Annotated in this window: 26 protein-coding genes and 2 tRNA genes; 15 read left to right on the top strand and 13 right to left on the bottom strand. The window is 49.8% G+C overall.

Going from position 1 to position 25,123, the window contains the following annotated elements:
• Positions 1 to 6 precede the first annotated feature (6 nt).
• The 4 genes from ACXAGR_RS03590 to argC are packed head-to-tail and all read right to left on the bottom strand — an operon-like array spanning position 7 to position 3,941.
• Positions 7 to 1,215: an argininosuccinate synthase gene (locus ACXAGR_RS03590; protein WP_474841436.1), complete on the bottom strand. Its 1,209-nt coding sequence runs from the start codon at positions 1,213 to 1,215 to the stop codon at positions 7 to 9.
• A 13-nt stretch (positions 1,216 to 1,228) separates the two neighbouring features.
• Positions 1,229 to 2,140, bottom strand: a complete 912-nt coding sequence (locus ACXAGR_RS03585; protein WP_474848180.1) for an ornithine carbamoyltransferase — start codon at positions 2,138 to 2,140, stop codon at positions 1,229 to 1,231.
• 20 nt (positions 2,141 to 2,160) lie between these two features.
• A complete protein-coding gene (gene argB, locus ACXAGR_RS03580) occupies positions 2,161 to 2,925 on the bottom strand; it encodes an acetylglutamate kinase (RefSeq protein WP_349589757.1) in 765 nt (254 codons plus the stop codon).
• Positions 2,925 to 3,941 carry an N-acetyl-gamma-glutamyl-phosphate reductase gene (gene argC, locus ACXAGR_RS03575; protein ID WP_474848178.1) on the bottom strand — a complete coding sequence of 339 codons (1,017 nt, stop codon included), beginning with the start codon at positions 3,939 to 3,941 and terminating at the stop codon, positions 2,925 to 2,927. The genes argB and argC overlap by 1 nt, the downstream gene beginning before the upstream one ends.
• 512 nt (positions 3,942 to 4,453) lie before the next feature.
• Here argC and ACXAGR_RS03570 point away from each other — a divergent pair.
• The 9 genes from ACXAGR_RS03570 to ACXAGR_RS03530 all read left to right on the top strand — a co-directional run bounded on the left by ACXAGR_RS03570 (position 4,454) and on the right by ACXAGR_RS03530 (position 13,869).
• Positions 4,454 to 4,864, top strand: coding sequence for a methylglyoxal synthase (locus ACXAGR_RS03570; RefSeq protein ID WP_303572012.1), 411 nt, complete (start codon positions 4,454 to 4,456; stop codon positions 4,862 to 4,864).
• A 310-nt stretch (positions 4,865 to 5,174) separates the two neighbouring features.
• Complete coding sequence (locus tag ACXAGR_RS03565) at positions 5,175 to 5,882, top strand: response regulator (RefSeq protein WP_119503501.1); 708 nt, start codon at positions 5,175 to 5,177, stop codon at positions 5,880 to 5,882.
• Complete coding sequence (locus ACXAGR_RS03560; RefSeq protein ID WP_474848176.1) at positions 5,879 to 7,285, top strand: ATP-binding protein; 1,407 nt, start codon at positions 5,879 to 5,881, stop codon at positions 7,283 to 7,285. The genes ACXAGR_RS03565 and ACXAGR_RS03560 overlap by 4 nt, the downstream gene beginning before the upstream one ends.
• A complete protein-coding gene (locus ACXAGR_RS03555) occupies positions 7,252 to 8,214 on the top strand; it encodes an alpha/beta fold hydrolase (protein ID WP_474848174.1) in 963 nt (320 codons plus the stop codon). Before ACXAGR_RS03560 ends, ACXAGR_RS03555 begins: the two co-directional genes overlap by 34 nt.
• A 258-nt stretch (positions 8,215 to 8,472) precedes the next feature.
• Positions 8,473 to 8,676: a hypothetical protein gene (locus ACXAGR_RS03550; RefSeq protein WP_474848172.1), complete on the top strand. Its 204-nt coding sequence runs from the start codon at positions 8,473 to 8,475 to the stop codon at positions 8,674 to 8,676.
• A gap of 111 nt (positions 8,677 to 8,787) precedes the next feature.
• Positions 8,788 to 9,252 carry a tRNA (uridine(34)/cytosine(34)/5-carboxymethylaminomethyluridine(34)-2'-O)-methyltransferase TrmL gene (gene trmL / locus ACXAGR_RS03545; protein ID WP_474848802.1) on the top strand — a complete coding sequence of 155 codons (465 nt, stop codon included), beginning with the start codon at positions 8,788 to 8,790 and terminating at the stop codon, positions 9,250 to 9,252.
• A 131-nt stretch (positions 9,253 to 9,383) separates the two neighbouring features.
• The gene (locus tag ACXAGR_RS03540) at positions 9,384 to 10,571 is read left to right on the top strand and encodes an efflux RND transporter periplasmic adaptor subunit (protein WP_474848170.1); all 1,188 of its coding nucleotides are present in this window, start codon (positions 9,384 to 9,386) and stop codon (positions 10,569 to 10,571) included.
• Positions 10,564 to 12,498 carry a MacB family efflux pump subunit gene (locus ACXAGR_RS03535; protein ID WP_474848169.1) on the top strand — a complete coding sequence of 645 codons (1,935 nt, stop codon included), beginning with the start codon at positions 10,564 to 10,566 and terminating at the stop codon, positions 12,496 to 12,498. The genes ACXAGR_RS03540 and ACXAGR_RS03535 overlap by 8 nt, the downstream gene beginning before the upstream one ends.
• Before the next feature lie 3 nt (positions 12,499 to 12,501).
• Entirely contained in the window at positions 12,502 to 13,869 is a 1,368-nt protein-coding gene (locus ACXAGR_RS03530; protein WP_474848168.1) for a TolC family protein, read from the top strand.
• 37 nt (positions 13,870 to 13,906) lie between these two features.
• On the opposite strand, the gene gpsA is transcribed toward ACXAGR_RS03530, so the two are convergent.
• The 4 genes from gpsA to ACXAGR_RS03510 are packed head-to-tail and all read right to left on the bottom strand — an operon-like array spanning position 13,907 to position 16,176.
• Positions 13,907 to 14,908 (bottom strand): NAD(P)H-dependent glycerol-3-phosphate dehydrogenase, encoded by a 1,002-nt coding sequence (gene gpsA, locus ACXAGR_RS03525; RefSeq protein WP_474848167.1) that lies wholly within the window; start codon positions 14,906 to 14,908, stop codon positions 13,907 to 13,909.
• A gap of 11 nt (positions 14,909 to 14,919) precedes the next feature.
• Positions 14,920 to 15,429: a protein-export chaperone SecB gene (secB, locus tag ACXAGR_RS03520; protein ID WP_119502717.1), complete on the bottom strand. Its 510-nt coding sequence runs from the start codon at positions 15,427 to 15,429 to the stop codon at positions 14,920 to 14,922.
• 39 nt (positions 15,430 to 15,468) lie between these two features.
• Positions 15,469 to 15,726, bottom strand: coding sequence for a glutaredoxin 3 (grxC, locus tag ACXAGR_RS03515; RefSeq protein ID WP_119502716.1), 258 nt, complete (start codon positions 15,724 to 15,726; stop codon positions 15,469 to 15,471).
• Positions 15,727 to 15,750: 24 nt separating this feature from the next.
• Positions 15,751 to 16,176, bottom strand: a complete 426-nt coding sequence (locus ACXAGR_RS03510) for a rhodanese-like domain-containing protein (RefSeq protein WP_119502715.1) — start codon at positions 16,174 to 16,176, stop codon at positions 15,751 to 15,753.
• 265 nt (positions 16,177 to 16,441) lie between these two features.
• Between ACXAGR_RS03510 and ACXAGR_RS03505 the strand changes: the two genes are divergently transcribed.
• The 3 genes from ACXAGR_RS03505 (at position 16,442) to ACXAGR_RS03495 (ending at position 19,077) form a co-directional block, all read left to right on the top strand.
• Positions 16,442 to 17,536 (top strand): murein hydrolase activator EnvC family protein, encoded by a 1,095-nt coding sequence (locus tag ACXAGR_RS03505; RefSeq protein ID WP_474848800.1) that lies wholly within the window; start codon positions 16,442 to 16,444, stop codon positions 17,534 to 17,536.
• Between the two features lie 239 nt (positions 17,537 to 17,775).
• Positions 17,776 to 18,573, top strand: a complete 798-nt coding sequence (locus tag ACXAGR_RS03500; protein WP_474848166.1) for a divergent polysaccharide deacetylase family protein — start codon at positions 17,776 to 17,778, stop codon at positions 18,571 to 18,573.
• Positions 18,574 to 18,651: 78 nt separating this feature from the next.
• Entirely contained in the window at positions 18,652 to 19,077 is a 426-nt protein-coding gene (locus ACXAGR_RS03495) for a MerC domain-containing protein (RefSeq protein ID WP_119502713.1), read from the top strand.
• Positions 19,078 to 19,082: 5 nt separating this feature from the next.
• On the opposite strand, the gene ACXAGR_RS03490 is transcribed toward ACXAGR_RS03495, so the two are convergent.
• The 4 genes from ACXAGR_RS03490 to rsgA all read right to left on the bottom strand — a co-directional run bounded on the left by ACXAGR_RS03490 (position 19,083) and on the right by rsgA (position 22,974).
• Positions 19,083 to 19,790 carry a glycerophosphodiester phosphodiesterase gene (locus tag ACXAGR_RS03490; RefSeq protein ID WP_474841410.1) on the bottom strand — a complete coding sequence of 236 codons (708 nt, stop codon included), beginning with the start codon at positions 19,788 to 19,790 and terminating at the stop codon, positions 19,083 to 19,085.
• The gene (locus ACXAGR_RS03485) at positions 19,791 to 20,663 is read right to left on the bottom strand and encodes a DMT family transporter (RefSeq protein ID WP_474841408.1); all 873 of its coding nucleotides are present in this window, start codon (positions 20,661 to 20,663) and stop codon (positions 19,791 to 19,793) included. It abuts the gene before it with no gap.
• Positions 20,664 to 20,665: 2 nt separating this feature from the next.
• Positions 20,666 to 21,538, bottom strand: coding sequence for an archaetidylserine decarboxylase (gene asd, locus ACXAGR_RS03480; RefSeq protein ID WP_474841406.1), 873 nt, complete (start codon positions 21,536 to 21,538; stop codon positions 20,666 to 20,668).
• A 401-nt stretch (positions 21,539 to 21,939) separates the two neighbouring features.
• On the bottom strand, positions 21,940 to 22,974 hold the full coding sequence (gene rsgA, locus ACXAGR_RS03475; protein WP_303571999.1) for a small ribosomal subunit biogenesis GTPase RsgA: 1,035 nt from the start codon (positions 22,972 to 22,974) through the stop codon (positions 21,940 to 21,942).
• An 83-nt stretch (positions 22,975 to 23,057) separates the two neighbouring features.
• Here rsgA and orn point away from each other — a divergent pair, with 83 nt between their 5' ends.
• The 3 genes from orn (at position 23,058) to ACXAGR_RS03460 (ending at position 24,006) form a co-directional block, all read left to right on the top strand.
• A complete protein-coding gene (gene orn, locus ACXAGR_RS03470; RefSeq protein WP_119502708.1) occupies positions 23,058 to 23,603 on the top strand; it encodes an oligoribonuclease in 546 nt (181 codons plus the stop codon).
• A 118-nt stretch (positions 23,604 to 23,721) separates the two neighbouring features.
• Positions 23,722 to 23,797: transfer RNA gene (locus ACXAGR_RS03465), tRNA-Gly, on the top strand.
• A 133-nt stretch (positions 23,798 to 23,930) separates the two neighbouring features.
• Positions 23,931 to 24,006, top strand: a tRNA-Gly gene (locus tag ACXAGR_RS03460).
• A 9-nt stretch (positions 24,007 to 24,015) separates the two neighbouring features.
• Here the strand turns inward: ACXAGR_RS03460 and add are convergent.
• Entirely contained in the window at positions 24,016 to 25,035 is a 1,020-nt protein-coding gene (gene add / locus ACXAGR_RS03455; RefSeq protein ID WP_474841403.1) for an adenosine deaminase, read from the bottom strand.
• Positions 25,036 to 25,123: the final 88 nt, after the last annotated feature.

Raw genomic sequence — 25,123 nt, 5'->3', positions numbered from 1 at the left:
CTCCTGTTACTGCTGCTTTTTCAGTGCTTCGATACGGCTGGACAGGCTGAACAGGCGGATAAAGCCTTCAGCATGACTCTGGTCGTATACATCATCAGCACCGAAGGTTGCGAAATCTTCAGAGTACAGGCTGTTCGGTGAGCGACGTTGCGTCACGGTTGCCTGACCTTTGTAAAGCTTCACAACGATGTCACCGGTTACGCGCTTAGCGAAAGACGCAGCGCCGGCCAGAAGGGCATCATTCAGCGGAGTGAACCAGCGGCCGTCGTACATCACGTGGGAGTATTCCAAACCAATCTGTTCACGGTATTTAAGCGAGGCTTTATCCAGCACCATGGTTTCCAGCGCTTTATACGCCGCTACCATTACTGTGCCTCCCGGCGTTTCATAACAACCGCGGGACTTCATACCTACCAGACGGTTCTCTACGATGTCGATGCGGCCAACGCCATGTGCAGCAGCAATGGTGTTCAGCTTAACCAGTGCCTGGTATGGCGACAGGGCTTCATCATTCACTTTCGTCAGACGACCTTCTTCGAAAGACAGAGTGACACGTTCCGCCTGGTCAGGTGCATCTTCCGGATCAACAGTCATTGTCCAGATTTGTTTGGTAGGCTCCTGCCATGGATCTTCCAGCTCACCACCTTCGTGGGAGATGTGCCATGCGTTTGCATCACGGCTGTAGATTTTGGTCGCAGAAGCTGTCGTTTTGATATTACGTTCTGCCAGGTATGCCAGCAGATCTTCACGGGAAACCATGTCCCACTCACGCCATGGCGCGATAACGTGCAGATCAGGTGCCAGAGAAGCAAAGGTGCCTTCGAAACGCACCTGGTCGTTACCTTTACCGGTACAACCGTGACACAGCGCATCTGCGCCAACTTTACGGGCAATTTCTACCTGTGCTTTTGCTATCACAGGGCGGGCCATAGAAGTACCCAGCAGATATTCACCTTCGTAAATAGCACCGGTAGTGATGGTCGGATAAATGTATTCGCTGACGAACTCTTCCTTCAGATCAACGATATGACATTCACTGGCACCGGAAGCGATAGCTTTTTCTTTCAGGCCAACCAGTTCTTCATCACCCTGACCGACATCAGCGGCAAATGCCACCACTTCACAGTCATAGTTTTCTTTCAGCCATGGAATGATGGCTGAGGTATCTAACCCGCCGGAATAGGCGAGTACGACTTTATTCACGTTCTTTTTCATTAAACCTGTCCTCTCAGGAACCTAGTAGTTTGGTCAGTATTGCGTTTTGGGCATGCATTCTGTTTTCTGCTTCCTGCATCAGCAGTGATTTGTCACTGTCGATAAGCGAACCGGTGATTTCCAGGTCGCGGTGAGCAGGCTGACAATGCATGACATATTGTGCGCCGGTTTTTTCCATCAGGGCTTCGTTGACCTGATAAGGCATAAATTTATCTTTAATGGCTTCAAGGGGCGTATCATCGCCCATTGATAACCAGGTATCAGCATAAAGCACATCAGCGCCGGTAGCGGCATCAATATCGTTGCTTTGTACTATTTTAACGCCGGTTTTAGCGGCAATGTCTTGTGCTTGCGCAACAATTTCCGGATCGGCTTCGTGTCCTGGCGGTGTAACCACAACCTGGTTGCAGCCCAGCAGTGCGCCAACAATCAGTAATGAATGGGTTACGTTGTTGCCGTCACCGATATAAGCCATAGTCAGGCCTTCGGTTTTTCCGAACGCTTCGTACATGGTGAGGTAATCAGCCAGACCCTGACACGGGTGATACTTATCGCAAAGCGCATTGATCACCGGTACTTTTGCCGCTTTCGCGTAGTCTTCAAGCGTGCTGTGTGAGAACACACGGGCAACAATAGCGTCTGCCCAGCACGCCAGATTGGCAGCGGTATCTACGTTATCTTCACGGCCGGCCAGTTTGCCGCCCTGTACGTCCAGGTAAACCATATGGCCACCTAGTTTATTAATGCCGATATCGAAACTTACGCGGGTACGCAGAGAAGGCTTTTCAAACAGTGCTGCAACAGATTTACCTGCCAGCACCTGGCTGTACTTCGCCGGGTTTTGTTTGATGGTTACGGCTAAATCTAACAGCGCCTTCGTGTCTTCGGGTGTCCAGTTAGCAAAGGACAATAAATCCTGTTTCATGGTCAATATCCTCAATACGGCTATGGCGCGATGCGCGTACCGGTATCCTTATTTAAAATGTCACTGATGCTGGCATCCCAGCTGGCGATGGTGACCGGACGTCCCAGGGACGAAGCTGCCAGCAGAGCCGCATCTGTTTTTACTTTCATGCCGTCTGTGATTACACCACCGGCAACCAGGCTGTCTATTTGTTGTTGGTTTAATGAGCTTAACAGCGCTTTATCTGCATCAAGCACGCCTTTGACGTTAGACAATAGCAGTAACTCGCCGTCAAGCAACTGGGCGATTACGGTGGCTGCCTGGTCGGCATTAATGTTCAGCAAACGGCCCTGCGCACTGGCACCGATGGAGCTGACTACCGGTAACAGATCTTTGCCGGTTAATGCTTTAAGCAGTTCCGGGCTGTTTGCCGAAGGCACGCCAACGGCACCGTATTTCTCATCCAGCGGCTCGCAGCTTACCATGTTGCCATCTAATAAGGACAAGCCAACAGGTGTTAATCCGCTACGGATTGCCAGTGCACACAGTGCTTTGTTCGCACTGCCGGCCAGAGTGCCGCAGATGTACGGCATATGTTCGTCCGGTGTTACCCGCAGACCATCAATTTTCTGGCTGGGCAGATTCAGTGCGGCCATCAGTGTTTCAACCAGCGGACCGCCACCATGTACGATGACCACAGGACGGGTCTTCATGACTTCACCGACAGAAGTCAGTAATGACAACGCCGCATTTTCATCTTCAAGCAGCGCACCGCCCACTTTAATAACAATAGGAGACAATTTCATTATGCAATCAGTCCCTGAGCGTCGGGCAGGCCACTGACCAGGTTTGCACATTGCATTGCCTGCGAGGCTGCACCTTTCATTGTATTGTCGATGGCGCTGGTAATAACGGCATAGCCTGACTGAGGATCCAGTTTCCAGTGCAAATCAACAAACGGCGTATTCACTACATCATCAATTTTCGGGAAGGTATCGCGAATGCGGACAACAGGTTTGCCTTCATAAGCGGTGTGATAGGCAGATGACAGTTGCTCAGCGCTGACGCCCGGCTTCAATTTCACAGTAATCGTGGCCAGAATGCCCCGCTTAAAGTTACCCAGGTGCGGGGTGAAAATCACTCCGGTGCCAAGCCATGCCTCGATTTCCGGGGTGTGTCTGTGACCCAGCACGCCGTAAGCCTGCAGGCTTACTTCGCAGAAGCTGTTATTCAATGCGGCTTTACGACCAGCACCACTCACGCCGGAAACAGCATTAATAACCGGGCGCACGGCACTGTCTAACAAACCATTTTCCAGCAGAGGTTTTAACGCTGTCAGTGAAGCTGTGGGGTAACAACCCGGTACGGCAACGATTTTCGCTGCCGCAATATCCTTGGCATACCATTCAGCAAGGCCATACACCGCTTTATCCAGACATGCTTCTGAGGTGTGTTTGAAACCGTAGAACTGTTCAAATACTTCAGTGTTCTTAATGCGGAATGCGCCGGATAAATCCAGCACTTTGGCTTTGCCTTTACTCAGTGCAGCCATCCAGTCGTGACTGGCTTCGTGAGGCGTGGCCAGGAAAACCAGATCCATGGTATCTGCGAGTGTGTCTAACGTGCTGTCATTCATCGGCGTAAGCATGTACTGGCTCAGGTGTGCATACTGACCGTGGATCGCAGCAATGGATTTATTGCCGTCGGCACTGTTTTCAGAAACATAGGTGCCCAGCAAATCCATAGCAGGGTGACGATGAACTAAATCAACGAGTTGTGCGCCAGTGTAACCACTGGCTCCGATAACTGATACTTTTAACATAATAGGTTTAATTAATTCTGTAGAGGGATAAAAAATCACTTTCTACCTTTGTACGCGAATGAAAGGGATACTGTTTTCATTCGCCCGCGTACAAAGGTAAAAAGTGCGCTACCGCAAAAGCAAATTCACACCGGATCGTCGGTGTACATAATGCAATGTGTAGCCAGCCAGGGGAGAGCTAAACTGTTTTACCTTGTCAACCTGCTGGTCGGGCCTGCTGGTTGGTTGAATCATGAGATTGTCCTGTCATTTTCTCTGTCTTCACGATAAAACGTTGCCATGGCTGACTTAGAGCGCCTATCGAATGCTGCAGAGATTACTAAACCGTCGCCTATGATACTCATTGCGAATAAATATGCAATAAATATGTATAAATATTTCTCTGTGCCAGGCGCGGTGAATTTCGTAATATAAATGGTATGTATGAAGATTATTTGACAGTCCGGCGGCACACCGTTTTGTCACGATACGCACATATTTACTGCCTGTGGTAAGAAAGAAAGGACACAAAAATGAACAAAAAAACCGTTGCACTGGTTGCCCATGACCATAAAAAAGCAGAACTCCTTGCGTGGGTGAATAAACATTTAGACAGTATGCAAAAATGCGAACTGGTGGCAACGGGTACCACCGGTGGTCTGATTGCAGACGATACCGGACTGAGTATCAAACGTTTTAAGAGTGGTCCGCTCGGGGGCGACCAGCAAATTGGAGCGCTCATTGCCGAAGGAAAACTGGATGCATTGATTTTCTTCTGGGATCCACTTAATCCTGCCCCTCACGATCCTGATGTAAAAGCGCTGCTGCGCCTGTGTTCGGTATGGAATGTGCCGGTGGCGTGTTCTTCGGCGACTGCTGACCTTATTATCACATCGCCGTTATTTTTCGCTGAAGATTACTTGCCGCTGAAACCGCAGTATTAAGAGAAAAAGCCGGACCGGTTTACGCCGGTCCGGCGGTTGGCATTGAAGTGTGTGCCAACGTCGGTGGACTCGTGCTTATTGTTAAGTCAGTGTAGGCGGGATTTCTGCAAAGTTGTTTAGTGGTACTGTAAAGCTTCTGTAAAGTTGGTGACATCGCGTCTTTACGGTGGTCGGAGTCAGGTAAACTTACTATCAGCAGGACAGGAGCCATGCCATGACACAGACCGTTTTCTCCATGTCAGTATTACGTTCAATGTCATCAACGCACACCCAACGTTTTTTTAAGCCGCAGAATTTTGGAGGCAATGAGATGGTCGCCACAGCGACAAAGCAGTCTATTTTGATCATTGATGATGACCGTGAACTGACGGACATGCTGAAAACTTATCTTGAGGCAACCGGTTACAGTGTAACCGTGGCCAATGACGGATACAGTGGTCTGGCGGCGGCAACTTCCGGTGAGTCTGTTGACCTGATCCTGCTGGACGTCATGATGCCTCAACTGGATGGCTTTGAAGTGCTTAAAAAATTGCGTATTAGCCATTTAACCCCGGTACTGATGCTAACCGCCCGGGGCGATGATTATGATCGCATCCTCGGACTTGAACTCGGGGCTGATGATTATTTACCCAAGCCATTTAATCACCGTGAACTGGTGGCGCGGGTGAAGGCCATTTTCCGCCGTCTGGAAATGTCTACCCAGTCCAGGCAGCAACAGGATTTGTCTGTAAACCATATATCACTGAGCATGAGCCGGCAGACAGTGGCAAGCCATAATGTGGCGCTGACACTCACTAACACCGAATTTGCTATACTGCATTTACTCATGATCAATGCCGGTCAGCTGGTCACGAAAGATGACATCAGCCAGAAAGTACTGGGTAAGAAGTTACAGGCATTTGACCGCAGTATTGATATGCATGTCAGTAATCTGCGAAAGAAGATTGCTGAAACCACGAATGATGAAAAGATAAAAACCATTCGCGGGTCGGGATATTTACTAAGACTGGCTTCATGAATTCACTTGCACGTTTCAATCCGGCCCGGCGTTTAGTCGGGCGTTTGTTTTTATGGTTCTGGGTAACCTTTATTTTTACCGCAGTTGTGACTTTTTATGCGGTGAGTTTTTTCAATGAACACGCAGAAGTCCGTGCACCGGATGCGCGTGAGCTGGAAGCCCTGAACCGTGCTGTTGCTGCTATTAATCGTGTAATTCAGGAAGACGGCGCTAAACCCGCCCGCCGCATTCTGGAAGAAGCTGACCGGATAAGCCGGCACAGACTTATCGCTGTAGGCATTGATGACGGCGCGATGGTGCAGGGAGGAGGGCCACCAGTCAGGCGCAGTGAAGAGGATGATCTGACTAGACTGGCTAAGCAGGCCTCACCGTTGTCACTGGTGCGGGGAAATTTTGAGACAATCGGGCCTGCCAGAGTGGATATTAACGGAAAGGATTTTGCCATTTATGTTTCTCTGATGAACGGGCCTCCCGACAGTCAGCAGCCACTCAAGTATTTTCTTTGTATCGCACTGGTGATTACCATTGTCTTATCTTATCTTTTCGCCCGATCTCTGGTACGTCCCATCACTATCTTGCAGGAAACCAGTCGTGAACTGGCGGGGGGTAACTGGAAAGCCAGGGTGAAGGAAGCCGATGGCCGCCGTGACGAGTTAGGAAGTTTATCCCGCGATTTTAACGCCATGGCATCGCAGCTCGAACAAATGTGGTTAGGACAGCAGCGGCTACTGGCCGATATCTCCCACGAATTACGTTCTCCTCTTGCCCGTTTGCAAATGGCGGTCGGTCTGGCGCATCAACAGAACGTAGATCCGGCGGCTCTTGCCCGGATAGAGCGGGAAGCCGAACGGATGGACTCGATGATCGGACAGTTGCTTACATTAACCCGGGCAGAGTCCGGCAAGCCGGAAATCTCTCCGGTGATGATAAGCGTGCTGTTTGACCGTACCTTTGCCGACGCCAGATTCGAAGCGTCTAACCGGAATATCCGGTTTGAGGTTGCAGCATTGCCACAGCAAACCGTTAACGTGAACAGTATGCAGTTATGCAGTGCCGTTGAAAACGTAGTGAGAAATGCCATTCGCTACGCGGAGTCTTCCGTATCGGTAGCCATTTCTGTGAACGAGTCGCAATGGTCTGTTGTGGTTAAGGATGACGGCCCGGGGCTATCTGAAGAGGAATGCAGCTCTGTATTTGCACCGTTCTACCGTGCAAGTCTTGCCAGAGATCGTGAGTCCGGCGGGGTTGGTTTGGGACTTGCCATTGCAAAAGCCGCAGTGGAAATGCATCATGGCGACATTAAAGCAACCCGAAATGCGTCCGGTGGACTGACTGTCACCATTTCTCTGCCACTGGACGGGCGTGATACATGGTCCGGACAATCTCCACAGAGCACTCATTAATTCATAACAGCGATGCCATTCCTGCGTTCTGGCAGCAGCATGTTACCTCAGGTGTGCTGACTGCCAGAGACGGCGTGAAGCTGGCTTATGCGTTTTGTCTTCCTGCGCAGCCTGCCGCTACCATTGTTATCAGCAGCGGCCGTATTGAAGCGTACCTGAAGTATCAGGAAGTGATGTTTGATCTGTACAATCAGGGCTTTGCTGTTTTCATTATGGATCACCGGGGGCAGGGGCTGTCGGACAGAATGACCGCTAATCCGCATCAGGGCTTCGTCCGGGATTTTGCAGATTATGTCAGTGACCTTCACCTCTTCATTACAGAGGTGGTATCAGCCAGACAACCTGACGGAGAGCGTTACCTGCTTGCCCACAGCATGGGGTGTGCGATTGGGGCACTCACGACTCTGGCCCATCCGTCATTGTTTCAGAAACTTGTTTTTTGTTCTCCCATGTTTGGTATACGTCCCGCGTTACCGGGCTGGATTGCCAATTCCTTGCTCAATATGGTGGAGCGCCGGTATCAGAAAGCCGGGCAGCAGGAAGGCTATTTTATCGGGCAAAAAGATTACTCGCCGGTTACCTTCGATGCCAATCATCTCACACACAGCGAACTGCGATACCGTTTGTTCCGTGATACTTACGCAAACACGCCAGAGGTCCAGCTTGGCGGTGTAACCGTTCACTGGCTGAGAGCGGCCATGAAAGCCATGGATTTTATTGAGAATAATGCCGGTGATATTAAGCAACCTGTGTTAATTCTCAGTGCCGGCGACGATACGGTGGTGGATAACCGCAGGCAGCGAAGGGTGGCCGGACTCATGCCGGATGCTGTTCTGCATTCCTGTGAGGGGGCGTATCACGAGATTCTCATTGAAGCAGACCGGATCCGCGAGCCTGCTATGAACAGGATCCTCGATTTTCTCGCCTGATTTACAAAAGTGTCTCTATTTTACACACTCAGACGGGGGGACAGAATCGCCGGCACTTTATTCTGCTGACCGGGTGAACCCTGTAAATGACTGACCTGACTTCGTTTTTTATTAAATTTTAATGACACTGAAAATTGCGGTATGGCTAATGCAATACTTTCGTATAAGACACGGGAAGACTCGTCAGAGTGAACCGTAACAAAATAAAACTTAACGACAGAAAAGTTGCCCTATAAAGCAATGCGAGGCCAGAAAATCATGCAAAATTATGCTTCATTAAGAACAATGCGTTTACAAGCGCCCAAAAATACAGATTTATCTTCTGTTTACGGGCATGCAATCAGTACTTTCAGCCCTTTGTCAGATAAAGTGGTTGAGTTTGTCGGAAACTCCGTAGCGCAACGTCGTGCACGCCGCTGGGCTGCTCAGGCGCAAACTAACAGGGTGCTTAACGCACTGTAACGGTCCATTGCACCAAAACTGCCCACAGCAACCGCCCTTCCTCCGCTGTGGGCTTGTCTCATGTCCTGTCACACCGTATCCTTGCTCCACAGCAAAATTCGTGATGTGACCATGTTTGATATCGTTTTATACCAGCCAGAAATTCCGCCCAATACCGGCAACATTATCCGTTTGTGTGCTAACACAGGCTTTTCCCTGCACTTGATAGAGCCTCTGGGCTTCGACTGGGACGATAAGCGTGTCAGACGTGCTGGTCTCGACTACCATGAATTTGCCGACGTAAAGCGCCACGCCAGTCTGGACGCTTATCTCAAAAGCGAACAACCGGCGCGCATTATCGCCTGTACCACTAAAGGCAAAGCCTTTCACAGTGATGTGAAATACCAGAAAGGTGATGCGTTAATCTTCGGCCCTGAAACCCGTGGTCTGCCCGACGAGTTTATTCAGTCCCTGCCTCCGGAGCAACGCGTACGCATCCCCATGTTGCCAGACAGCCGCAGCATGAATCTGTCCAATGCCGTGTCAGTTTTCGTTTACGAAAGTTGGCGGCAAACGGGTTATGAAGGCGCAAGATAAAACTAATCTGATTGTCACGCCCCGTCCAGCCTTGTCTGTGGACCACTGTGAAGTAATGTTAAGTTGTGTAAAGCCCGTAGTGTAAAGATGCGGGCTTTTGTATTTTAGGTATTTTCACTTAAGGAAAGACTGTGTTATCACCAGGATCCCACCGATGGGTAAAATGGCTGCTGTTACTGGTTGTCATTGCTGTACCCGCCTACGCTGCATGGAACATGTTCGCAGCCCCCGCCCGTGACATCAGCGCATTTTCATTTTCGCAGGTTGGCCGGGGTACCATCGAAAAGAACATCATTGCAACGGGCCAGCTTGAACCCAAACGTTATGTTGTCGTTGGTGCACAGGTGTCCGGTCAGGTTGAGAAAATCCATGTGGAAGAAGGTGATGTGGTGGAAGCCGGCGATTTGCTGGTGGAAATTGATGCGACAGTCTTTGAAACACAGGTACAGAACGCAGAATTTGCGCTGGACGTAAAGAACGCGAACCTCGCTCAGCTGAAGGCTGAGCGGGAACTGGCGTTGCTGCGCGAAAAGCGGAACAATAATCTGTTTGAGCAGGATGCGGTGAGCGCTGATACCGCTATCAGCAGCCGTATCGACGTCAAAGTACTGGATTCAAAAATTAAAGCCAGTATTGCGCAAATTAAAGCTGACGAAGCATCTCTGGCCGGTGATAAAGCGACACTGGGCTTTGCTAAAATTTATGCTCCAATCAGCGGTACGGTAGCATCTATTGCTGTTCGCGAAGGACAAACATTGAACGCGAACCAGAACGCACCGGAGCTGCTGCAGATCTCTGACCTTACTACCATGACATTGCGGGCAGAAGTCTCTGAAGCTGATGTGGAAAGTATTAAGCGTGGTATGCCGGTGTACTTCTCCACTATTGGAAATACCCGTAAGAAATATCACTCTGTAGTACGTCAGGTTTTACCGACTCCCACAATCATAAACGATGTCGTGTTGTATCAGGTGCTGGTGGATGTGGAAAACATCGAAGGTACGTTGATGGACTCTATGACTACCCAGGTTTTCTTTGTTGAAGAGAAGGAAGAAAATACCCTGGTAGTCCCGCTGGCTGCGGTTAAAGGGCCTCCCCGTGATAAATTCGTCATGGTCCGTGAGCAGGGTGAACTGGTAAGAAAGCCGGTAAAGACCGGGGTCAGTACCCGCACTGAAGTTCAGATTTTATCCGGTCTGAATGAAGGTGATGAAATTGTTTCCGGACAGGCATCAGCTGCTGCAGGCACTAAAGATAATAACGACCGTGGTTTCGGAGGTCCCATGGGTGGTCCGCCTATGAGGGGGCCACGTGGCTGACGTACCTTTAATTGAACTGGCGAATGTGACCCGCAGTTATCAAACTGAAGGTACAGAAGTCAGGGCGCTGGACGGTGTCTCACTGCGGATCCAAAAAGGTGAGTTTGTTGCCATCATGGGGCAGTCCGGGTCCGGAAAATCGACCCTGATGAATATCCTCGGCTGTCTGGACACGCCCACGTCGGGCAGTTATACCATTCACGGCCACGATGTGAACAAGCTGTCACAGGAACAGTTGTCAGCGCTGCGCCTGAAAACCTTCGGCTTCGTATTTCAGCGTTATCAGTTACTCGCCAGCCTCACCGCGACGGAAAACGTTGCGCTGCCGGCAATATACAGTAACACCGATAAGAGCATACGTGAGGAGCGTGCATCAGCGTTACTGACCAAGCTCGGGCTGGGTGACCGGCAGGATCACCGCCCCGGTGAATTATCCGGTGGTCAGCAACAACGGGTATCTGTTGCCCGCGCACTGATAAACGGTGCAGAGGTTATTCTGGCTGATGAGCCAACCGGTGCACTGGACTCTGCCAGCGGAGAGCAACTGCTTAATCTGCTGAAAGAACTGCACGGGGAAGGGGTTACCATCATTCTTATCACCCACGATCCGGCTGTGGCAGAACATGCTCAGCGTCAGGTGCATCTGCTGGACGGAAAAATCGTGTCTGATTCGGGGGAAGTGGCTCAGCCGGTGACGACATCTGCTGCACAGACATCGTCGATAAAACCGTTTAAAAGTATTTCCGGCATTGCGGCACTGAGCATGGCTTTTTCATCACTGCGGCTAAACTGGTTCCGTACCTTACTTACCCTGCTGGGGATTATCATTGGAGTAGCAGCGGTGGTCACCATGATGGCTATCGGGGAAGGAGGGAAACAGGACGTACTGAAGCGTATTGAAGCTATTGGTACCAACCTGATTTCAGTGCGGCCGGGCGGTAAAAATATGCGCAATTCCGGTGATGTAGCGACGCTGACTCTGGCAGATGCTGACGCATTACGTGATATTCCCGGCGTGACCTACGTTGCGCCGGAACGTTCTTCACGCAATACCATGCGCTATGGGGAAAATGATTTCTCGGGCAGGATTAAAGGCTCCACGCCGGATTACCTTCACGTGAAAGACTGGGAAATGGCGCAGGGCGTATTTTTCACTACCGAAGACGTGAACAATTATGCACCGGTTGTGGTGATAGGTGATACGGTTGCTGAAACCTTATTTACCGATAAGATGCAGGCGGTTGGTAAGTACATACTTATGTCAAACAGCCTGTATCAGGTGATTGGTGTATTAAAATCGAAGGGCGCAACTGCCGGTGGTAGTGATCAGGATGACGAAGTGCTGATCCCCATTACAACCGGACGGCTAAAGGTATTTGGCCGTGAATACCTGAGCGGCATAACGATTAAAGCCGCCAGTTCAGAAGTCGCATCAGATGTGAAGGATGCAGTCCTTGCTGTTCTCACCGAACGTCATGGTACAGAAGATGTGATGGTGTTTACCACTGACTCTCTGGTTGAGGCGGTTACCGAGACACAAAATACGCTTACATGGCTTTTAGCGTCTGTTGCTGCCATATCGTTATTTGTTGGCGGTATTGGCGTGATGAATATCATGTTGGTGAATGTGTCTGAACGTAAACGGGAAATTGGTCTGCGGATGGCCACCGGTGCCAAGCCGGCCGATATTCTTAAACAATTCAATATTGAAGCCTGGGTGGTGTGTATTCTCGGCGGCTGTGTGGGCATTTTGCTCGGGTATCTGGTGATCCTGATCGTGTCCCAGTTTTCCATTTCAGTGGCTTATACACTGCTACCGCCTGTACTGGCATTTATTACATCGCTGCTGGTGGGCGTACTGTTCGGTTATGCTCCTGCACTCAAGGCATCCCGCCTTAGCCCCATTGATGCGTTATCAGAGGATTGAGTTTTGAAAAAATCAGGATGTTTGCTGATAGCAGCATTAATGACAGGTTGTGCGTATACCCCGTCAGACCTGGACGGACAAAAGTCAAAAACACAACCGGATGTTTTTGATATCTATACACAGGACGGCGCCGGCGTAGACATTGCGGAAAACTGGTGGAGTGTGTTTAATTCTGAGGGATTAAATGCACTCATGGTTCGCCTGGCAGACAGTAACCTGACACTGGAAGAAGCTGCACTGCGGCTGCAACGGGCTGAGCTGATTTTACGTCAGAGTCAGGCCGACAATATTCCGGATATTACTGCCAGTGCAAGCGGCCGCAGTGGAAAAAACCTTGATACCGGCACAGAGTCAAACAGTACATCCGGCAGTGTGGGTGTCAGTTACACTTTTGATGTATGGGGCAGTCGTGAAGCCACTCAGCTTGGCAATAAGCTGAGTATCGACAGTCAGCAGTTTTCCCGCCGCAGTGCTGCATTGCAGGTGCAGGGTTTGCTGACCAGTGAGTACTTTACCCTATTGTCGCTTGAGCAACGCCTTGTCATCGCTAAACAAAACTACGAAGCGGCTGATCAATTATATAAGCTGGTGGACATTCGCTTTCAGGAAGGGGATGCGTCGGGTATCGAGGTGAGCCAGCAACAGAACACCATGATCAGTGCCCGTGGTGAACTGTTACGACTGAATTATCAGGCTACATTGAGCCGCCGCGCCATTGCAGTTCTGTTGGGGGATGAAACCTTAACCGCCATCAGTGGTGAAGAAAAGCTGCTGTCGTTTGTTCTGCCGGATATTGAATTGTATCAACCGGCTGCGGTGTTAAAGCAACGCCCTGATGTGCAGATTGCTGATGTTGCTTTGAAGCAGGCTGATATCGATGTGTATCTGGCGGGCATTCAGGGGCTGCCGGGATTAAGTCTGAGCGGTAGCTTATCAGTCAGTGATTTGCTCGATCTGGCTTCCGGCTGGAGTGTGAGTGCCGCACTAAACAGCGCCGCTACACTGTTCGACGGTGGCCGTATCGATGCCGGTAAGAAGATTGCCGATGTGGATCTTGCTCTGGCATGGAATAACTACAGCGCCACCACGTTAACCGCGTCTCAGTCGCTGCTGGATTCGCTGGACAACTATGCATACCTGAAAGCGGCTTATGAACTGGATGTCGCTTCAATGGAAAACAACGCACGGTTATACCGGTTAGCTGAAATTCGCTACAAAGCCGGTGATATCGATTTTCTGAATTTGCTGAGTGCGCAACGAAGCTGGTTCTCGGCACAATTGTCGGTTATTACCAGTTATCAGCAGACCTTATCGGCTGCCGCGACGATTTATCAGGAAGCGGGCGGGAAACCTGAACTGGTTACTTTGTAGTGGTTTTATGAAAGGTAAGAAAAGCGGGTAGCTGGTGCTACTCGCTTTTTAAATCTCTTGCCAGTAATGCCACAGCGGCTTCTTTCGGCGGCTTACCGTGATAAAGCACAGCATATATTTGCTCACAAATAGGCATTTCCACGCCATATTGCTTCGCCAGTGCATGCACTTCTTCGGTATTGCGGTAACCCTCGACAACCTGGCCGATGTCACGCATGGCGGTATCCACGTCTTTACCTCGTCCCAGTGCAAGACCAAAACGGCGGTTTCTGGACTGATTGTCAGTACAAGTTAATACCAGGTCACCCAGACCGGCCATTCCCATGAAGGTTTCCGGTTGAGCACCCACTTTAACACCAAGACGGGTCAGTTCAGCCAGTCCCCGGGTAATTAACGCCGTACGGGCATTGGCACCAAAGCCAAGGCCATCAGCCAGACCTGCACCGATGGCGATAACGTTTTTCACTGCGCCGCCGAGTTGCACGCCGATGAAATCAGGATTTTTATAAACCCTGAATGAACGGCTGCAATGCAGCTTGCGGGCAAAATCATCGACCAGCGATTCACAGGTGGACGACAGTGAAATGGCAGTTGGCAGACCTGCAGCCATTTCTTTTGCGAACGTCGGGCCGGAAAGTACTGCCAGCGGATAAGTATCACCCAATACGTCCAGTGCAACGTCACGCAACAGTCTGCCGGTACCCGGTTCCAGACCTTTAGTAGCCCAGATCAGCCGGTGATCGGTTTTTAGCATCGGCTTGATGGTATTAAGTAAATCTTTAAAGGCATGGCTGGGAACGACAATAAGAATGTCGCGGCTGGCAGCTACCGCTTTGGAAAGATCGGCTTCTACTGTCAAAGCATCAGGGAATTTGGCGCCGGGCAGATAACGGGCGTTTTCCCTGCTGTCTGCCAGTGCCTGCATGTGAGCTTCGTCGCGGCCCCATAACAACGTGGGGTTGCTATTTCTGGCCAGACAAAAAGCAAGGGCGGTGCCATAAGACCCCGCCCCCAATACGGTTACTGAACCGGTATTCATAAAAGAGTGACTTAAGCGTCTAGCTTCTGACCACCTTCCTGCGCTTGCTGTGCACGTTTCTGCATGTAAGCGGCGAAGATAGCGTCGAAGTTAACCGGAGCCAGGTTCAGAGCCGGGAATGTGCCACGGTTAACCAGGTTTGAAATAGCTTCACGGGCATAAGGGAATAACAGGTTAGGGCAGTAAGAACCTAACAGAGGTGCTTTAGCCTGGTCCGGCATTTCCGGTGCAATCGCAAAAATACCCGCTTGTTCTACTTCACACAGGAACGCGGTTTCTTCACCAACGGTCGCAGTAACGGTTACAGATAAAACAACTTCAAATGCATTTTCAGCCATTTTATTTGTAGACGTATCGATATCTAATTTGATTTCCGGCTTCCATTCTTTCTGGAAGATAGCCGGCGCATTCGGAGATTCAAAAGAAATGTCTTTTGTGTAGATGCGTTGAATATTGAATTGAGGACCCTGGGCTTGCTGGCCTGCCTCTGCGCCATTGGTGTTCTGATTTTCTTCAGCCATGATAATTCCTGAATGTGTAAATACGTTCTTAACTTAAAATTATTGCGCTAACAGCGCATCGAGTTTTTGTTGTGATTCAAGAGCAAATAAATCATCACATCCGCCCACATGGGTATCGTTGATAAATATCTGCGGTACTGTCCAACCGCCGTTAGCTCTTTCTATCATCACATCGCGGAGTTCAGGGTTCACATCAATTGCGATTTCCTCGAATGCTACGCCTTTTTGCGCTAATAATGCTTTAGCACGATGACAGTAAGGGCAATGCCCCTTGGTATAAATTTCTACTTTACTCACAATCTGCTCCTGTGTTCCGGCCCGTTATTTGGCAACCGGAAGTCCGGCAGAATTCCACGCGTTCATGCCGCCTTTCAGCACTTTCACGTTTGCGAAGCCGGCTTTGTTCATGGCCGCTGCAATACCGCGTGCGCTGTTACCCATTGCACATACAACAATAATGGGTTTGTCTTTTACGTTTTCAAGCTTTTTGAAATCTTTTGCTCTGACTTCCTCAGGTTTCAGCTGGCGGGCACCGAGAATGTGACCGGTTTTAAACTCGTTAGGCGCGCGGGTATCAAAAACAACGGCGTCTTCTTTATTTACCAGCATGGTCATTTCGTGGGTATTTACTTCTTTTACTGATGAAGTGAAACCTGTGACATAGCTGAAAATCAGCATTGCAACTAAGGCGACCCACGCACCGGCTAACAGCATATTATTACCGGCAAACTCTACGAGCTGTTCCATTCCTAAAACCCTTACTTTACATGGAAGACTAAAAATCGACTGCAAAGTATATAGAAAAACCGCACAGAAACCAGCCTGACAACGCATCATTGAATTAGTCGATTGCAGATGAATCCTCTATCCCGTTGATATAGTATGGACTTTGAATCAGAGTCAGGTGCTGTCAGAGGCAAAGCAACGGGTGAGTGTACAAAATTTCAATCAGGCCGGTCCGTCCGGAAAGTCCGTTCGCGGGCCTCTTCTCAGTGTCCTTTGCTGGCTCTGCCTGTTCACCGTGCTGCTACCTCAGGCTTATGCTCAGGAACAACAACAGGCAAAACTTGCTGAGTTACAAGCTGAACTTAAAGCCAGACAAGCGACACTGGCAGCCAATAAGGCGAATGCCGGTGAATTGCAGGCAGCGTTGAAGCAATCTGAACTTGAAATCGCCTCCACGGCCAAATCTCTCAATGATACCTCTACACAACTGGCTGATAACCGTGAACAGCAAAAAAAGCTGGAAGCAGAACAGGAAGCGCTGAGAAAGGCCATTCTGCAGCAACAAACCATGCTGGCGAGCCAGTTACGCAGTGCATTCATGGCCGGCAATTATGACTATGCAAAGATGCTGTTTTATCAGGACGAAGCCAGTACGTTTGAACGCGTGCTGACTTATTATCAGTATCTGAGTAAAGCCCGCTCAAAGGAGATCACCACTTTCCGCTCGAATGTGGAACAGCTGGTTCAGGTTAATGAGGCGCTTTCGGAGAAAGCCAGAGCACTGAACAGCCTGCTGGCGGATCAGAAGTCTCAGCAAGCAGTGTTACTGGCCCGTCAGGCAGATCGTTCTGAAACACTGAAAAAACTTAATCAAAAAATCGAGAGTGATGCTGCCAGAGTAAATGAACTCAAGCAAAACGAAGAAGCGCTTGTGCGGGCCATTGATGAGGCGCGCCGTCGTGCGGAATCGGCGAAATCAGAACTGGCGGGTTTATCCGGCTACAAAGGGAAGCTGCTCAAACCGGCTTCAGGACGGGTACGCAAGCTGTTCGGGACCCGCCGCCAGGGGCAGGTGCGCTGGAAAGGCATTATCATTGAAGGTGCAGAAGGTACACCGGTGAGAGCCGTGTCTCATGGCCGCGTCCTTTATTCTGACTGGTTACGTGGTTTCGGGCTGGTAACCATTGTTGAGCACGGGCAGGGCTATATGAGTGTGTATGGTCACAATCAGGCATTGCTGAAGCAAGCCGGAGATACGGTGGGCGACGGTGAAACGATTGCTTTAGTCGGACAAAGTGGCGGACAGAACTATCCTAATCTATACTTTGAAATCCGGCACAAGGGCAAGGCCCTTAATCCCTCAAGCTGGCTGGATCTCTGATATTCCGGCGAACTGAGCGGCCACCTCAAAAATTGTTTAAAAAATGTCAAAAAAAGCGCATTTGAAATTTCATATTTCGAAGATCACTGTTATGCTCAATATGTATGGAATGCAATACTAAATAAATAACCCGTATGGACGCAGGGTAACAAAGGTCATAAGAACCTTATAATTACACTATTAAAATAATAGGCGTGCGCTTGCTAAAAATTTGTTTACTCAAAAGAACTGACCGTCAGTTGGTTGATTGGTTTGCGTTGTTTTGGGGTGTGTTGTTTGCACTCTTCTGTCTACCAGTCGCGGCTGCAAGTGTCCAACCAAAAGTCGTCGTTATTATCGACGATATCGGACATCGTTTCTCCGACCGCAGGGCGCTTGACCTGCCAAGAGAAGTGACGTTCTCGATTCTTCCTGATGCTCCCATGACTACTGAAATGTCCGAACTGGCTCATGCCCAGGGGCGGGATATAATGTTACACATGCCGATGGAATCCTTTGATGGCCAGGAAATGGGGCCTGACGGGTTGCGTGTAGGTATGTTTGAGACTCAGATGGAACTTCAATTTGCCCGTGCAATGGAAAGTGTGCCTTATGCGATTGGCGTGAACAATCACATGGGAAGCAGGCTGACCAGCATGTTCAATCCGATGCGCTCTTTTATGGATTTACTGAAGCAACGAAATTTATTCTTCGTTGACAGCCGTACATCCGTGAAAACTGTCGCGGAGGAAGCCGCATTGCACGCCGGGATCCCGGTAGCACGAAGGCATGTGTTTCTCGACCATGTCATCGACGAAGCGGCCATTGAAAAAGAGTTCGATCGTATGTTGCTGCTTGCCCGTGAAACGGGGACCGCTGTTGCCATTGCTCATCCGCACAGGCTGACCATGGAAATCCTGCAAAAGCGTTTGCCTGAGCTGGAAGAAATGGGGATCAGACTGTCGACGGTCAGCGATTTATTCGAGCCTGAACCGGCGATGATGGCACAGCAAAAGTCAGAGGACACGATGAGGCCACAGATGGTCGCGCCGAATTAATCCTTTTTTTGGGATTGTAATTTTGAATTTCGCCAAGACTGTTATATTATAACGTCCCTTTTGATGGCGAGGCGAGAAATGTCCCGAATTCAGGATGCTGACAATCCGACTAAATTAGACAGGCTGGGTATATGGATATCCAGCTTGTGTGCGTTGCATTGTCTTGCTTTGCCTTTGTTGCTGCCGCTGATCCCGCTTATCGGCTCAACATTCTTCGCGCAACTTTGGTTTGAGCGCACTATTCTTACTATTTCCATGCTGATAGGTGCTGTGGCACTGATTAACGGCGCGGTGCGTTATCACGGGCAATATTATCCGCTGGTTCTGTTATTTTCAGGCGGGGTTATTTACTGGTTCAAAGATATATTCGGGCACGACTACGAACCCTTCACCATTGCCACCGGCGCGCTGCTTATTGTTGCCGGCCACTGGATAAACATGCGTTTGTGCCGCCAGTGCCGCTGTTGCCGCAATACGGTATTATCCCAGCATCTCGCAAAGTAACACCGTTAACACATCAGTCGCGTAGCATTCAGCGTTTCACATGCTACGTCTGGCACATTGCTGAAAATCCCGTCCACGCCCCATTGCTGAAGTAACAGCATATCCTCAGGGTTATCCACAGTGTAAACGAACACCTTATAGCCTTCAGCTTTTGCCCGGCTAACATAACTTTCTTCAACAATATCCAGTGCAATGTGTAATGACCAGGGTTTCAGTGAGTCTGCGAACTGCAATAAATCGGTATGGATACTGGCGGTAAGTGCACCGGTTTTAAGATCAGGTCTGGCGCGGCTGATCTCTGCAAGCCATTGATGATTGAAAGACGATATCACCATGGAGTCCGTACTGGCGCCGCTTTCTTCACAGGCGCGGTCAAAAGCGCTGAGCCAGCGGGCGGTGTCTGTCAGCCCTTTGATTTCAACATTGCATAATGCATCTTCAGGCAGGGTAGCCAGGGTTTCTGCAAGAAACGGAATACGCTCACCCTGACCGGCATCCAGTGAGCGCAGATAGTCAGTTGTTTGATCGGCAACCCGCCCCCGGCCATTCGTGGTTCTGTGTAGCCAGCGGTCATGAAATACCACGATGTCATCGCCGATCTGATAAGTATCGAACTCAACACCGTGTGCTCCCATGGCGAATCCGAGCCTGAAGGCCAGCAACGTGTTCTCCGGTGCCGCCTTACTTGCTCCGCGGTGAGCGAGTACTATCATTTACTTGTCCTGTTTATGGAGCTTTTGTGCGTTCATGGTTTCGTAGATGGAGGCTGATGTCACCAGTATGCCACCTATTAACGCTTTCCAGCCCGGAGACTCATGTAAAATTAGCATAGCCAGGATTACGCCGTACAGTGGCTGCATGCAGGCAATCAGAGAAAAAGTTTTTGCCCGCAAGTGGATGAGCGCGGTTGCTATAAGCGCGTGGGGTACTGCGGTAAACATGGAGCCGAGAACGGCCAGCAGCAACCATGTATCAAAGGTGGCATCACTGAGGTGTTCACTGGCAAAAGGCAGCAGGCAGGCTATCACCACCAGGATTTGCCAGGCCATGGCCTTCGCACCTGAATAGTGAGAAAAGTGCTGGCGGTGAAGCAGGTTTCTCAGGGCATAAAGCACGGCAGAAAAAATACCGGTCAGGACACCCAATGTCACCTCGTTTTCCAGCGATATCTCCGGCACCAGCAGCGCCACGCCCACAAAAACAATTAACGCACTGAAAAAGTCTTGCCAGACAAGCCGGATTTTCTCAAAGAAGGGTTCAATAAGAACGGTTATGACCGGGAAGGTAAACAGGGCAATCATGCCCACGGCAACACCGGCGTATTGCATCGCCGCGAAGTAAGTTACCCAGTGCACGGCCATCAGACTACCCAGCAACAGAGCAATACCGTAATCACGTTTGTTGTTCAGTCTGAAGGTTTCACCGGCCAGACGCATGAATACAGCAAGGCACAGACAGGCAAATACAGAGCGCCCGAAAGTAATATCCGTTGCGCTCAAGGGAATAATATTTGAAAAAAGGCCAGTGCCGCCCAGTAAGATAACGGTGATATGAAGCGTTATCAGACTTCGTTTAACAGGATCCACAATCAGGCAGTTTTATTTGCCTTCGCAAGAGCAAACACTTCCCCGAGGCGGGTAGTCATGCCTGCTTCCATATCCTCAAATTCAATCTGGTCTTTTTCGAAGCAAACCACAATGGTAGAGCCAAGTTTAAAGCGGCCCATTTCATCGCCTTTTTCCAGCTTAACGGCTGCTTCATCATCGCTTTCGTATTGCCAGTGTTGCACGTTTTTACCAGCAGGCGGTGTCACTGTGCCGGACCAGATGGTTTCGATACTGGCTACAATGGTTGCACCAACCAGTACAATAGACATTTTCCCTACCGGGGTGTCGAAAAATGCGATTACCCGTTCATTGCGGGCAAATAATCCAGGCACATTTTCAGCAGTCAGAGGGTTAACGGAGAACAGCTCACCGGGTACATACACCATGTCTGTGAGTGTGCCTTCTACGGGCATGTGAATGCGATGATAGTCTTTCGGCGACAGATAAATGGTCGCGAACTTACCGTTTTTGAAAGGCTTTGCCAGTTCAGGTTTGCCACCCAGTAATGTAGTAAGGCTGTAGTTGTGGCCTTTCGCCTGAAAAATACTGTCCTGATGAATGTCACCAAACTGGCTGACTGCACCGTCAACTGCCTGGATCAGCACATCATCACCTTCGGCGATTTGACGGACTTCAGGTTTCAGCTGACGGGTGAAGAATTCATTGAAGGTTTTGTAGTGCTCCGGATGGGGATACAGCGCTTCGCTCATATCCACATTGTATTTCTTGATGAAAAATTTGATAAACGCTGTGGTCACGCCGCCGGCTTCAGCAGCCGCAAACTTACCAACCAGGCGGGATAAAAGATGCTTAGGCAAAATATATTGAAGGTTAACCTTGAACCAGTCCAGCACGGGCACTCCGAAAAATAATAGTTATCTAGTTTCTGTCGGATGAGATTGTACAACAAGTTGTAAACAAACGGATGCACTTTACCGTTATGGGCCATCAGTGTTTGATATAAGCGGAAGAGGAAAAAGGATTAAAAGCGGTTAGCCCTTCTGGCCGGGAGCGGTGCTGTCTTCGTGAACACGCCGTAAACACATCCCTGTGGGCTCGACTGCCGCATCCCTGCGGCAGACGGTTCACTCAGACAACACCGCCCCCGTCCGCGGGCTCCCCGTTTCCGGCACCCGTTCTTTTCAAATCTTTGCGCCAGATAGTTCACGCAGGCAATTCCGTCTCCGTGGCAGGAAGGGCTTACGGTTCTGCTATCCACATCCGGCTCTTCAGCGCTGTGCACGTATCAGCTTTTTTAAAACGGATTGGTATAGCTCGGGCGTTGTTCGTCCATGGTAGCCAGAATGCGGTGGTAGCTGTCGAAGCGGGCGCTGCTGATTTTGCCTTCTTCTACTGCTTCACGGATGAGGCAGCCGGGATCGTTCATGTGTTTGCAGTCGCGGAATTTGCAACCGCCCAGATAATCACGAAACTCTATGAAGCCGCGGGTGATTTGTTCTACCGGCATATGCCATAAGCTGAATTCCCGAACCCCCGGGGAATCGATAAGATCGCCACCTTCAGGGAAATGAAGTAATTTTGCTGCGGTGGTGGTGTGCTGACCAAGACCGGAGTTATCTGATATTTCACCGACCAGTTCATCGGCATCCGGCAGCACCTGATTGATGATACTGGATTTGCCCACACCGGACTGGCCTACAAAAACACTGACTTTGTCATTCAGACAGGTTTTCAGTTCGTCCAGGCCGTCACCGCGCTTGCAACTGGTATAAATTAATCTGTAACCCAGAGATTCATACACCGCAAGTTGCTGTTTTACCGTGTCGAATTCTTCGTCGCTCAGTAACTCGGTTTTGTTGAGGATGAGAACGGGGGCAATGCCGGTATCTTCGCAGGCAACCAGATAGCGGTCGATGATATTCAGAGATAAATCGGGCTTTACCGCACTGACAACAATGATCTGGTCGATATTCGCGGCGATGGGTTTCACGCCGTCATAATAGTCCGGCCGGGTAAGCACGGAACGGCGGTCGCGGACGATTTCAATCACGCCACTGACACCGGACTCGTTTTCATTACCGGTGTCGAACAGGACATCATCACCGCAAACCACCGATTCGATAGTCCGGCGGATGTGACAGCGGTACACCGTACCCTGCTGATCTTCAACGTCTGCGTGCTTACCGAAACGACCGACAACCCGGCCGGGGATCAGGTTGGCAGCATCAATCTGTTTTTCAGGATCAGATGCTTTATCTTTTAGCCGGCGCGCCCGGTTTGCTGCAACCTGGCGCTTCTGGCGGTGTGTCAGTTTTGGTTTTTTTGCCACGATTTCCTGCAAAGTTAACGTATACTTGACCAATGATACCGTTTGTCAGGCCCGTGTGCCATGTTAAAGACGAGGAAACTAGAATGACAAAACACGATGGCAATTTAGTCTGGATTGATATGGAAATGACAGGGCTGGACCCTGAAACCTGTAAGGTGCTGGAAATTGCCACTATCGTCACTGACCCGCAGCTCAATGTACTGGCAGAAGGGCCGGTGATCGCTGTACATCAGCCGGATGCGATTTTAGATGGTATGGATGAGTGGTGCACCCGTGTGCACGGTAACAGCGGGCTCACTGCCAGATGCCGCGAGAGTCAAATTGATGAAGCCGAAGCGGCGAAACAAACTATCGCATTTTTGAGTGATTACGTAGATGCCGGCAAATCGCCCCTGTGTGGCAATACTATCGGACAGGATCGCCGTTTTATGGTGAAGTATATGCCGGAACTGGAAGCGTATTTTCACTACCGCAGTATAGACGTGAGCACGATTAAGGAGCTGGTTAAGCGCTGGCAGCCGGAAATTCTCGACGGTTTCACGAAGAAAGGTGTGCATCTGGCACTGGACGATATCCGTGAGTCTATAGCTGAATTGCAGTATTACCGGGAAAAAGTGTTTACGATTTGAGCGAACGAACCGGTATTTCGAAAAAAATTCAAATTAAGTGTTGCGCATCGCCGGGATTTTTGTAAAATGCGCTCCACTTTTGCGAAGGGCCACTTTCGCAAAACGACTGAACCGGTTTGCGGGAATAGCTCAGTTGGTAGAGCACGACCTTGCCAAGGTCGGGGTCGCGAGTTCGAATCTCGTTTCCCGCTCCAATTTTTCAGTCATCACCAAGTCTTTTGTTGCGGGAATAGCTCAGTTGGTAGAGCATGTACCTCGTCACGAAGTGATTGCCAAGCTTGGCAAGTGACGAAGATATGAATCTACACACCGTAATAAGTCGACAATGCGGGAATAGCTCAGTTGGTAGAGCACGACCTTGCCAAGGTCGGGGTCGCGAGTTCGAATCTCGTTTCCCGCTCCAATTCTTCATCTATATTTCTTGATTTTCCGACACATAATCCTGCAAATCTGCAAGGTATGCCTGTTTCTGTGCATCCGGTAACCAGCTCGCTTTGAAACTGTTTTCTGCCAGTGTCACCAGCTCTTTAACGGTAAAGTCACCTTCTTCCTGAAGGGCAATAAAATTCTCATTCAAATAAGCCCTAAAATAAGACGGATCGTCAGAATTGATACATGGCATCAGTCCGTATTGCAGCATCTTTTTGATTTCAGCAGAGGTCAGTGACTGCACTACAAAGCGGTTGGATACAGGACATACGGTCAGTCCCAGCTTTTTCTCTCTGGCCAGGTTACATAATGCCTCAGATTCCAGAATGTTGACGCCATGGTCTATGCGGTCAACGCCAATATCTTCTATCACCTGCCGGATGTGCTCCAGAGTATTATCCTGATTTACATCGCAGTGCATGGTGAGTTTCAGGCCCATACTACGGGCTTTTTCAAAAACAGCGCTGAACTTAGCCGGCGGGTTATTCTTTTCGTCAGAATCCAGCCCCACGCCAATGATTTTATCCAGGTGGGGTTGCGCCATCATCAGGTGTTCCATAGCGGATTCAGCAGACATGTCCCGCAGGAAACATAAAATGAGATTGGTCTGCACACTCAGTTCAGCAGCGGCATCACTGCGGGCGCGGTGAATACCGTTTATCACAGTATCAAAACTCACACCACGGCTGGTATGTGCCTGCGGGTCGAAAAACAGCTCAACATATACAATATTTTGCGTGGCTGCTTTGCGGAGATAGTGCATGGTGAGCTGATAAAAGTCAGATTCATCTTTCAGCACGCTCATCCCTGCATAATAGATATCCAGAAAAGAGGGCAGGTCATGGAAGTTATAAGCTGCAATCATTTCCTGCGGTGTCTTAGCCTGTAACGACACATTATTTTTCTGCGCCAGAGCGAAACTTAACTCCGGCTCCAGTGTGCCTTCAATATGTACGTGAAGCTCTGCCTTGGGCAACTGTTCTAAAAAGGGTCTTAATTCCATAAATACCGCCACCTGATAATGAGTAGGAAAAAACTGTTCTGTTTTATAGTCAGCAAAAACTGAGCCTGACCGGGTCAGAGTTAGCAGG

The organism is Alteromonas sp. ABH4_457 (assembly GCF_056160625.1).
Note: the sequence above shows the minus strand (reverse complement) of the source record. Positions and strands in the feature narration are given on the sequence as shown.